A 9,841-nucleotide genomic window follows, 5' to 3' on the forward strand; every position below is an offset into this window, starting at 1 on the left:
GACTTTCAAAAACCTTGCATTATCCTTCTTGTAGTACATCGCTTGGTACACAAAACAAGGGCAACAAAGCCTGAAACGACTGGCTACTGACGACCGGCTACTGACTCCTACCCCCAGGAAAAACTTTTTCAGCAGACCCTAACTAAACATCGATTGTAGTCTCCAAAAAGGATAGATACACCTAGGTTAATTCCTAGAGAAGTAATTTCGGTGCTGTCAACCAGAATAACTGACACTTACCTAGGGGATTTTCTTGATTGGGAACCTCTAGACCAATTATTCCCGCTTTTTTGACCGATAATTTCCCTTGAAACTTGCCCCAAACTAGCATTTCCGTCCAATAGCCTAAATCCGGTTCGTGGCCTACCAGTGCGATCGCATTTTCCTCTCGCTGATAGTCGGACTTTTGCCACCATTGCACCCAATCTTGAATATTGCCATTGGGCGATAGGGGATTAAATTGCTCAATTTTACGGCTTAAACCCGCTTTTTGCAAAATTTCGGCGGTTTGCACGGCACGCACCAGGGGAGAAGTCAAAATTAGGTCAAATTTCACCCCCAACTGTCCTAATCTTTGGGCAATTTTAGCAGTTTTGGCCCTACCTTCCTCGGTTAAAGGACGTTCCCCATCGTTGAGATAATCCCCCGATTGTCCTGCTAATCCATGACGCACAAAATAAAGTTTCATATCAGTGTTAGGTCGGTCTTGGCAATGTTAACAGATAGCTGAGGTCTAATAGCTAGGTGCGAATTACCTTTTCATCTGGGTTAACTAGATGGGAAAGTTTCTGTTTAATTTGGGTGTCATAGAGTTCCCACTTAAGTTTTGCGTATTCGGCATTATTATTAAAACCACCGAGGAAACCGATAGGAATTTCAAAACCTCCGGCCATATAACGACCACCACCAAAAAAGCGACCTTGGTTATCCTGTCCGAAAGCTTCCTTGAGAAATTCATCGGGATCTAGGGTAATTTTACTGGTACGCATAGAACCAATGACTAACTCGATCTCCTCATCTTCATCGTGAACGATACCATAAACTAAAGCCGTGTGAACATTTTCTTCTGTCACCAAAAAATCGGCAGCTTGGGGAATCGCATCCCGGTCATCATAACGCAAATAACCGACCCCAGCGATCGAATAATTATTTTTAATAATACGGTTTTTTAAGGCCCGTTCAATCACATCCATCACCCGTCGGGATCTGGCCGATTGCAGGACAGCGTTTAATAATTGGGCATCGTAGAAACGACTGAGATAACCAGCAGCAATAAATTCACATTCTTGCGCTTGCATTAAATTATTCGTATCCGATCGCAATCCGTGCATCAAGGCTGTGGCACACTTAACATGGACGGTATCGCTACTATTAAAACTTATTAACCCTTTTTGGATATATTGGGTTAACATCGTCGCTGTTGCCCGGATTTGGGGACGAATATCGACAAATTCCGCCTCTAGATCCCCTTGGCGAGTATGATGATCAATCACGACAATAATGGGAATTTTTGCCTGTTTAACCAGAGTGGTTAACTGACTATTGGTTCCCTGACCATCGACAAAAACACAACCCTGATAAACCGAAAGATCTCTATCCTTGAGGGTATGGACTCCCCAACGTTTAGCCGGTAAACCCGTTAGTTTTACCAAAGCGACATTTTCCTGATGGGAGAGAGTACCCGCATAGACTATATCACAATGAATATTGTACTGTTCGGCGATAATTTGATAGGCCCAGGCACTAGAAAGAGCATCGGGATCCGGGAAATCCTGCATCACCACAATTTGATTTTCGCTGCGGTGATTTTCCAAAGTACGTCGCAGGCGATCGATTAGGGAAATAAGTAGGGTATCATTACTAACCGTGACTGGAGGAAGGGGACATACTGCCGGTGCTTCCCCTACCACTACATCAGTTTCGAGGGACTTGGCAGGAACTAGACTCAGTAATTCAGCCATCATTTTTAGAAAAGTTTGCTTAAAGGTAGATTCAGTCAGGATTTTTTGAGTTAATTAATTCTAGACGATATTCTCGCTTGATCGGTTCATCTCAAATATTAAGCTTTTCTTGCCCCTAGCTCCTTACTCTGGGGCCATAACTCTAGTCTATCAAAAGACCCCTGCCGTTTGTTCTGGGAGAGGAGTTAGGGCAATTAACCATCGCTGCCATTACTTGAGAAAATAGATACTATACCAAACCCCTTAATTTTCCCTTCAGGCTCGACCATCTACCTAATTCTTGAGTAAAATTTCATGGCCCAACTGGACAACATCGAAGCGATCGAAAAAAAGCTCTGGAAAGCGGCCGACACCCTGCGCGCTAATTCTAACTATGCCAGTAACGAGTATTTTCTGCCCGTTATGGGCTTGATTTTCCTCCGTCATGCCTACAGTCGTTTTCTCAAGGTTAAAAGGGAGGTAGAGGCGGATTTACCGAAGCGAGGGGGTAAAACACGCTCCTTAACCAAAGAAGATTTCTTGTGCAAAGGAGCGATCTATCTCCAAGAAAAAGCTCAGTTCGATTTTCTGGTGGCGCTCCCCGATAGCGTCAATCGCTCGACCTCCTTAATGGAAGCAATGCTATCGATCGAGGGGGATTATCCACCTTTAGGGGGTATTTTACCGAAAACGGAATACCAAGAACTAGATAACGTGGTATTAGGGAATTTACTACGGATTTTAAACCCAGAAGAGTTAAAAAAAGCCGATGGGGATATTTTCGGGCGAATTTATGAATATTTCCTAACACAATTCGCTAATCTCAAAGCTCACGATAACGGAGAGTTTTTTACTCCCGTTTCTCTAGTATCTTTGATCGCCAATGTTTTAGAACCCGATCACGGATTGGTTTTCGATCCTGCCTGTGGTTCGGGGGGAATGTTTGTCCAGAGCGCACATTTCGTTGAGAGACAGCGCATCAATCCCCAGATGTTAACTTTTAAAGGGTTAGAGAAGAATCCGACCACAATTCGTTTAGCCAAGATGAATCTCGCGGTTCACGGTTTAGAAGGGGATATCCAAAAAGCGATCACCTACTACGAGGATCCGCTGGCATTGGCCGGGAAAGTGGATTATGTGATGGCCAATCCTCCCTTCAACGTGGACGAGGTGGATAGTAAGGTAGATGGTGATGAGCGCTTACCCTTCGGATTGCCGGGGGTTAATAAAAGTAACAAAGTTTCCAACGGTAACTATCTATGGATCAGTTACTTCTACAGCTATCTCAATGATCGAGGAAAAGCCGGTTTTGTTATGTCTTCCCAAGCTTCCAGCGCCGGGAGAGACGAAGGCAAGGTAAGACAGAAGTTAATCGAGACGGGAACGGTGGACATAATGATCGCGATCCGCTCCAACTTTTTCTATACCCGCTCCGTACCCTGCGAGTTGTGGTTTCTCAATCGAGGGAAACCCGCCGAGCTTCAAGATAAGATATTAATGATCGATGCCCGCAATATTTACCGGAAAGTAAACCGGACGATCAACGATTTTAGCCCAGAGCAGTTAGAGAATATTCTCTCGATTGTCTGGCTCTATCGGAGCGAATCGAAGCGTTTTATCGATTTGGTTGTCGGTTATTGCCAGAGTATCGATCGAGAGTATCAGGGATCGATCGCTCTTTTACAAAACTATCGCGAGCATCTGGACAAGTTAACCGAGGCCCTAGAGAAATTTTATAATCTCATCGATGAAAAAGACGGAACATGGTTAGAACTCCGAACAGCATCTGAGCTTTTCAAAGATGACATCGATAAATACGCCGGTTTCGCTCCGATTTCCTATAACGCTGATGATTTAGAGACTTTACACGAGGCTGTCCGCTGTTATCACGAATACGGCGAATTTAGCCGGGATCTGGGCAAACAGGCGGATCTGGTGAATAAATTATTAGGTCGAGCGATCGAGCGTGCCGAGAAGGATCTGGGGGCAAGAGATAGTAAACTGTGGTGGAATTCCCGCGAACTCAACACCTTACGCAAAGAAGCTGATACAAACCGTCAGAATGCGATCGAACAGCTTAAATCGGTTCGTGGTTTCTACCGTCACGCTCACTGGCTATTAGAAAGGTTCCCCGATGCCAAGCTGCGGGATGTGGAAGGGTTGGTTAAAGTGGTCGATCGCGAGGAGTTACAGGCGAATGATTGGAGTTTAACCCCCGGACGCTATGTAGGCGTTTCCCCAGAGGAGGAAGATGAGGATTTCGATTTCGAGGAAACGTTACGCGAAATTCATCTGGAGTTAAATGATCTCAACTCCGAGGCGATTCGTTTAGCTGATGAAATTGCTAAGAATTTTGAAGGGTTGGGGATTTAAAAAAGAACTTCGGTATATTTCCTTAAAGGAGACCGATGGAGATAGCGATCGTGTCTAAATTAAAATACGGTGTTTATTTTCTACCCTACAATCCCGATTTAGTCCCTAGAGCCAAGGAAATGCGAAAAAATCCCACACCGACAGAAAAAAAGTTATGGGCTTTTCTCCGACAATTTCCTTTAAAAATGTGGCGACAGCGACCGATCGATCATTTTATCGTTGATTTCTATTGTCCGAAGTTGAAATTAGTGATCGAGGTGGATGGGGAGGTTCATCTTACTCCGGAGGCAATGGCTTATGATGCTAGAAGAACGAAGGTTTTAGAGGGATACGGATTAACGGTGATCCGTTTCACCAATGATGAGGTTAAATACGATTTCGAGGCGGTTTGTGAGAAAATATCGGGGTTTATCTCTTCGCTTCCTGTCTGTACGGAGGTTGATGATCCTCCTTAGTCCTCCTTGAAAGGTAATCCCCCCTAGCCCCCCTTTTCAAGGGGGGAACCGGAACCGGAATCGGAGCGCGGTAGGGGTGCTGGAGGTGAGACGGGCGCTATGGCTGCGTAAGTCCCCCTTGAAAAGGTTGGTAATCCCCCCTAGCCCCCCTTTTCAAGGGGGGAACCGGAGGGGGATAAAAAGTCCCGCTTCCCACCAGTGATTCCCAAATTTGGTAAGTTAGAAAAGGTTACATCTGCGGGCGATTTGTTTAGCTGATGAAATTGCGAAGAATTTTGAAGGGTTAGGAATTTAAACTTGTATCGATGGCGAGGTTTTAAATTATGAGATTTCCATATTTACGTCTAGCGGATTTATGTTCGATGACCACTGGAAAACTTGATTCAAATGCGGCAATACAGTATGGAGAGTATCCATTTTTTACTTGTGCTAGAGAAACCTATAAAATCAATAATTACGCATTTGACACCGAGGCCGTTTTATTAGGTGGTAATAATGCTAATGGTATTTTCCCTTTAAAATATTACTATGGGAAGTTTAACGCTTATCAAAGAACTTATATTATTGAATCCCTCGATCAAAACATTTTACTAACAAGATATTTATTCTATGCGTTAAAGCCAGCTTTATCACATTTTCAAAATGCTTCTATTGGAGCAACAACACAGTATTTAACAAAAAGTATATTAGATAACTTTAAAATTAAAGTTCCCGATCTCACTAGCCAAAAAGCAATAGTAAATATCCTCTCCAAATATGATGATTTAATCGAAAATAATCGCCGCCGCATCGAGTTATTAGAACGTTCAGCCCGCTTACTTTACAAGGAATGGTTCGTCCGTTTACGCTTCCCCGGACACGAACACACCCCGATTATTGATGGTATTCCTGAAGGGTGGAAATATTTAAAATTAGAGGAAGTCATATCAGATATAATTGATTATCGTGGTAAAACACCTAAAAAACTTGGTGGAGATTGGTGTAATTCTGGAATTCCAGCACTTTCGGCACTTAATGTAAAGAATAATCAATTAATCAACTTAGACAAATGTAAATTTGTCAATGAGAGCTTGTATGAAAAGTGGATGAAAACAGAATTACAGAAATATGATATTTTAATGACCTCTGAAGCTCCATTAGGTGAACTTTACTATTTAACTTCCGAGCAAAAATTCTGTCTTAGTCAAAGACTTTATGCTATTAGAGCCAATGTAGATGTTATTAAACCAGCAATGTTATTTTGTACTCTTTTAACTCCTAAAACTCAAGCAGAAATTCATTCAAGAGAAACGGGAACTACAGTCTTCGGAATCCGACAGTCAGCACTAAGAGAAATTTCTATATTAGTACCTTCAATCGAATTACAAGAATTAGCGACAGAAACTTTAGATTCTATATTCGAGCAAAAAGAAGTTCTTCAAAAGCAAAATCAAAAACTAAAACAAGCGCGTGACATACTACTTCCGAAACTTATGAATGGAGAGATCGAGGTGTAGAGGCGAAAGATCGATCGCACCTGTAAAAATCCCTGAAAATTGGCAATATTAATAAAATAAACCACTCCCCTGCACAATCGACCCTATGACCACCGAGGATAAAGTACAACAACTCACCGCCAACTGTCTGCGAGATCAACTTGGTTGGCAGAGTGTCTATGCTTATAATCAAGAGGATTACGGTGAAAACAGCCTGCTCGGACGGCAAAATCAGAAAGAAGTTATCCTCAAACGCTACCTAAAACAGAAATTACGAGAATTTAACCCCAATCTTCCCGAAGAAGCCTATAAATCGGCTATTCTCCAAATCGAAGAAATCAACTCTAGTCAAACCCTTCTGGCCACCAATCAAGAGAAACATCAACTCCTTCTCGATGGAGTACAGGTGAGCTACTGCAACGCCAAAGGAGAGCTAATTAGACAAACCCTAAAAATCCTTGATTTTGACCAACCCAGCAATAACCATTTTCTAGTGGTTCGAGAACTGTCGATACAGGGGAAATGCCCCTGTCGCCCCGATTTGGTAGGTTTTGTTAACGGCATTCCCCTACTCTTCCTAGAAGCGAAAAACCTCAACCGCGGCCTAAAAGCGGCCTACGAGGGGAATTTATCGAAGTATATTGATAATATCCCCCATCTATTCGCCTATAACGCCTTTGCGATTTTAGTTAATGGCATAGACGCGAAAATAGGTAGTTTCTGCGGCAAATACGAACACTTTCATTCATGGAAACGCCTGGCCGAGAGTGACCCCGGCATTGTCGATATGGAAACCATGCTAAAAGGAGTCTGCGATAAAAATAACTTTATCGATCTGTTAGAAAATTATGTCCTTTTCGATAACTCCACTGGCAAAACCTGCAAGATTATCGCCCGAAATCACCAGTTTCTAGGGGTTAACCAAGCGATCGATTCTGTGAAAAGATGGCGGGAGGGTGCGATAAAAGATAACAAACTAGGGGTTTTCTGGCATACCCAAGGCTCCGGAAAAAGCTACTCTATGGTTTTTTTCACCCGCAAAATTCGCCGTAAACTAGGCGCAAACTATACCTTCGTTATCTGTACCGATCGCGAAGATCTAGATAAACAGATCTACTATACCTTTGCCGGTTCCGGATTGACCAATAACGAGCAAGAACCCTGCCAAGCTTCCAGTAACGAACACTTACAGAGTCTTCTGGGAGACCATAAAGCCTATATTTTCACCCTCATCCAGAAATTCAACCAAACCGTCAATCCCGACCAACCCTACAACTCCCGAAACGATATCATCATTATCAGCGACGAAGCCCACCGAACCCAGTACGGAACCCTAGCCAGCAACCTCCGGGCTGCACTTCCGGGCGCTGGTTTTATCGGTTTTACCGGCACCCCTCTAGTCAGCAACGACGAGATCACTAAACGCTATTTCGGGGATTATGTCTCCACCTACGACTTCCAGAGAGCGGTCGAGGATAAAGCCACCGTTCCCCTCTACTATGATGCAAGGGGTGATAAACTCTCGATCGCCGTCAACGACCTCAACGAACAGATCGCCGCCAAAATCGAAGAGTTAGAGATCGAAAATGTCGAGATAGAAGACCGTTTAGAAAGGGAATTAAGAAGGGATTACTACATCCTGACGGCCCCGCAGCGGTTGGAGGCGCTGGCCCGTGATTTCGTTGAACATTACAGCACCGCTTGGGAAACAGGCAAAGCCATGGTGATTTGTATCGACAAGCTCACCTGTGTCAAGCTGCATAACCTGATCGATCGTTACTGGAGCGAAAAAATCCAACAACTGAAAAAAGACCTCAAAAAAATTACCGATGACCAAGAGGAAAACTATCGTCAGCGTCAGATTCAATGGATGGAAGCAACCCTAACGGCCGTGATCGTCAGCGAGGAACAGGGAGAGATCGACAAATTCCAGAAACAAGGGTTAGATATTACCAGCCATCGCAGTGTAATCAAAAACGGCTTTGAACTGGCGGACGGTACAAGGATCAGCCCAGAAAATGCCTTTAAACAAGCCGATCACCCCTTTCGGATCGCCATCGTCTGCGCCATGTGGTTGACCGGTTTCGATGTTCCCTCCCTCTCCACCCTCTACCTCGATAAACCCCTAAAAGCTCATACGCTCATGCAAGCGATCGCTCGTGCTAACCGGGTTAACGAGGGCAAAACCAACGGTTTAATCGTGGATTATTGCGGAATCCTCAAAAATCTCCGTCAAGCTCTCGCCGATCTCGCCCAAATTTCCGATCAGGGACGTGGCGAAGACCATCTTAGTCTCGACCCCACGAAACCGCAAGAAAATTTACTGGATGAATTGGCCCGATCGATCGAGGCAGTTAAAGAATTTTTGGGGGAAAGTAACGCATCCCTAGACGCGCTCCTCGAATATAAAATACCTAGTTTTGCCTTCAATAAAGCTATTAACGACGCGAAGGAAGCGATCAATCGAAGTGATCAGGCCCGACAAAATTTTGGACTCCTCTCTCAAGAGGTCTTCCATCTTTTTAAGGCCTGTCTTAATCAGCCATCGGTTAATCACTACCGTCCGGCTCACGACACGATTAAACTGATCTATAAATGCGTTCAAGGTGATCGGGAGAAAATAGACATCGCGGAAATTCTCTTGGAAATGCGATCGGTAATCGACGGGGCGATCGATGTAACCACCGAAGCGAGGGCCGATGATACGCCACTGTACAACATCAGTAAAATCAACTTCGAGCGTCTGAAACAGGAATTCGCTAATAGCGATCGTAAGAATACCACCGTCCAAACTCTCAAAAACGCCATCGAAAACCGTCTCCGAACAATGCTCGAGCAGAATCTGCAACGGACGAACTTTCAAGAGCATTACGAGCGGATCGTCGCTGATTATAATTTCGAGAAGGATCGGGTGGCGATCGAACAGACCTTCGAGGCCTTATTAGAATTTATTCAGGAACTCGATCAAGAGTCCCAACGGGCGGTTAGCGAGGGATTAGACGAGGAATCCCTCGCCGTGTTCGACCTTTTAACCAAAGAGAATCTATCACCGCAAGACATTGAAAAAATTAAACAGATCGCCACGCAGCTTTTGAAAACCCTAAAACAAGAGAAACTAAAGATCGATCGTTGGCTAGATAAAGAATCCAGTCGGGCGGAGGTTAAAACTACTATTCACAACTTTTTATACAGCGATGATACTGGTTTACCCGTCGATCTCTACACGGAAGAAGAAGTGGAAGAAAAAACCGAAGAAGTCTTCCGCCACATCCGGCGAGTTTATCCGAGTCTGCCTTCGCCTTATTACAGGTCGGCTGCCTAGATTCTGGACTGTCCATATTTCGCTTTTCCGAAGTTGCTGATTTTATATCTGATAATCATCACCGTCCCTAAATATTTGCTCCGATTTTTTGTAGTAAAGTTATACTATTAAGGAAGCAAAGACGAAATTCTAAGTAGGTGGGTATTAAAAATTGTCAGACACCCCCATGATCAAGGAGGATCCCCCCGCCTATCGGCACCCCCCTTGATAAGGGGGGCAGGGGGGATATGAGAACTTTTAACACCTACCTACTTATTCTGTGGCTAAAGCGACAAA

6 protein-coding genes are annotated in these 9,841 nt (G+C 44.1%); 4 read left to right on the plus strand and 2 right to left on the minus strand.

Going from position 1 to position 9,841, the window contains the following annotated elements:
- Nucleotides 1-193: 193 nt before the first annotated feature.
- Both sixA and O9290_RS04255 read right to left on the minus strand, forming a co-directional pair.
- Nucleotides 194-688 carry a phosphohistidine phosphatase SixA gene (gene sixA, locus O9290_RS04250; protein ID WP_002761593.1) on the minus strand — a complete coding sequence of 165 codons (495 nt, stop codon included), beginning with the start codon at nucleotides 686-688 and terminating at the stop codon, nucleotides 194-196.
- Between the two features lie 52 nt (nucleotides 689-740).
- Nucleotides 741-1,964, minus strand: a complete 1,224-nt coding sequence (locus O9290_RS04255) for a DHH family phosphoesterase (protein WP_288055306.1) — start codon at nucleotides 1,962-1,964, stop codon at nucleotides 741-743.
- Between the two features lie 291 nt (nucleotides 1,965-2,255).
- Between O9290_RS04255 and O9290_RS04260 the strand changes: the two genes are divergently transcribed.
- From O9290_RS04260 to O9290_RS04275, 4 genes are all read left to right on the plus strand, one after another.
- The gene (locus O9290_RS04260) at nucleotides 2,256-4,313 is read left to right on the plus strand and encodes a class I SAM-dependent DNA methyltransferase (protein WP_288027607.1); all 2,058 of its coding nucleotides are present in this window, start codon (nucleotides 2,256-2,258) and stop codon (nucleotides 4,311-4,313) included.
- A gap of 35 nt (nucleotides 4,314-4,348) precedes the next feature.
- Nucleotides 4,349-4,768: an endonuclease domain-containing protein gene (locus O9290_RS04265; RefSeq protein WP_052275827.1), complete on the plus strand. Its 420-nt coding sequence runs from the start codon at nucleotides 4,349-4,351 to the stop codon at nucleotides 4,766-4,768.
- Nucleotides 4,769-5,130: 362 nt separating this feature from the next.
- A complete protein-coding gene (locus tag O9290_RS04270) occupies nucleotides 5,131-6,264 on the plus strand; it encodes a restriction endonuclease subunit S (protein ID WP_502846443.1) in 1,134 nt (377 codons plus the stop codon).
- A gap of 85 nt (nucleotides 6,265-6,349) precedes the next feature.
- On the plus strand, nucleotides 6,350-9,565 hold the full coding sequence (locus O9290_RS04275; protein WP_288086744.1) for a type I restriction endonuclease subunit R: 3,216 nt from the start codon (nucleotides 6,350-6,352) through the stop codon (nucleotides 9,563-9,565).
- The last annotated feature ends 276 nt before the right edge of the window (nucleotides 9,566-9,841 follow it).

The sequence above is a fragment of the Microcystis sp. LE19-41.2A genome, from assembly GCF_027530405.1.
Classification (GTDB): domain Bacteria; phylum Cyanobacteriota; class Cyanobacteriia; order Cyanobacteriales; family Microcystaceae; genus Microcystis; species Microcystis aeruginosa.

Coding starts and splice junctions, on each gene's coding strand:
- sixA (WP_002761593.1), bottom strand. CDS start 688: ATGAAACTTTATTTTGTGCGTCATGGATTAGCAGGACAATCGGGGGAT.
- O9290_RS04255 (WP_288055306.1), bottom strand. CDS start 1,964: ATGATGGCTGAATTACTGAGTCTAGTTCCTGCCAAGTCCCTCGAAACT.
- O9290_RS04260 (WP_288027607.1), top strand. CDS start 2,256: ATGGCCCAACTGGACAACATCGAAGCGATCGAAAAAAAGCTCTGGAAA.
- O9290_RS04265 (WP_052275827.1), top strand. CDS start 4,349: ATGGAGATAGCGATCGTGTCTAAATTAAAATACGGTGTTTATTTTCTA.
- O9290_RS04270 (WP_502846443.1), top strand. CDS start 5,131: ATGACCACTGGAAAACTTGATTCAAATGCGGCAATACAGTATGGAGAG.
- O9290_RS04275 (WP_288086744.1), top strand. CDS start 6,350: ATGACCACCGAGGATAAAGTACAACAACTCACCGCCAACTGTCTGCGA.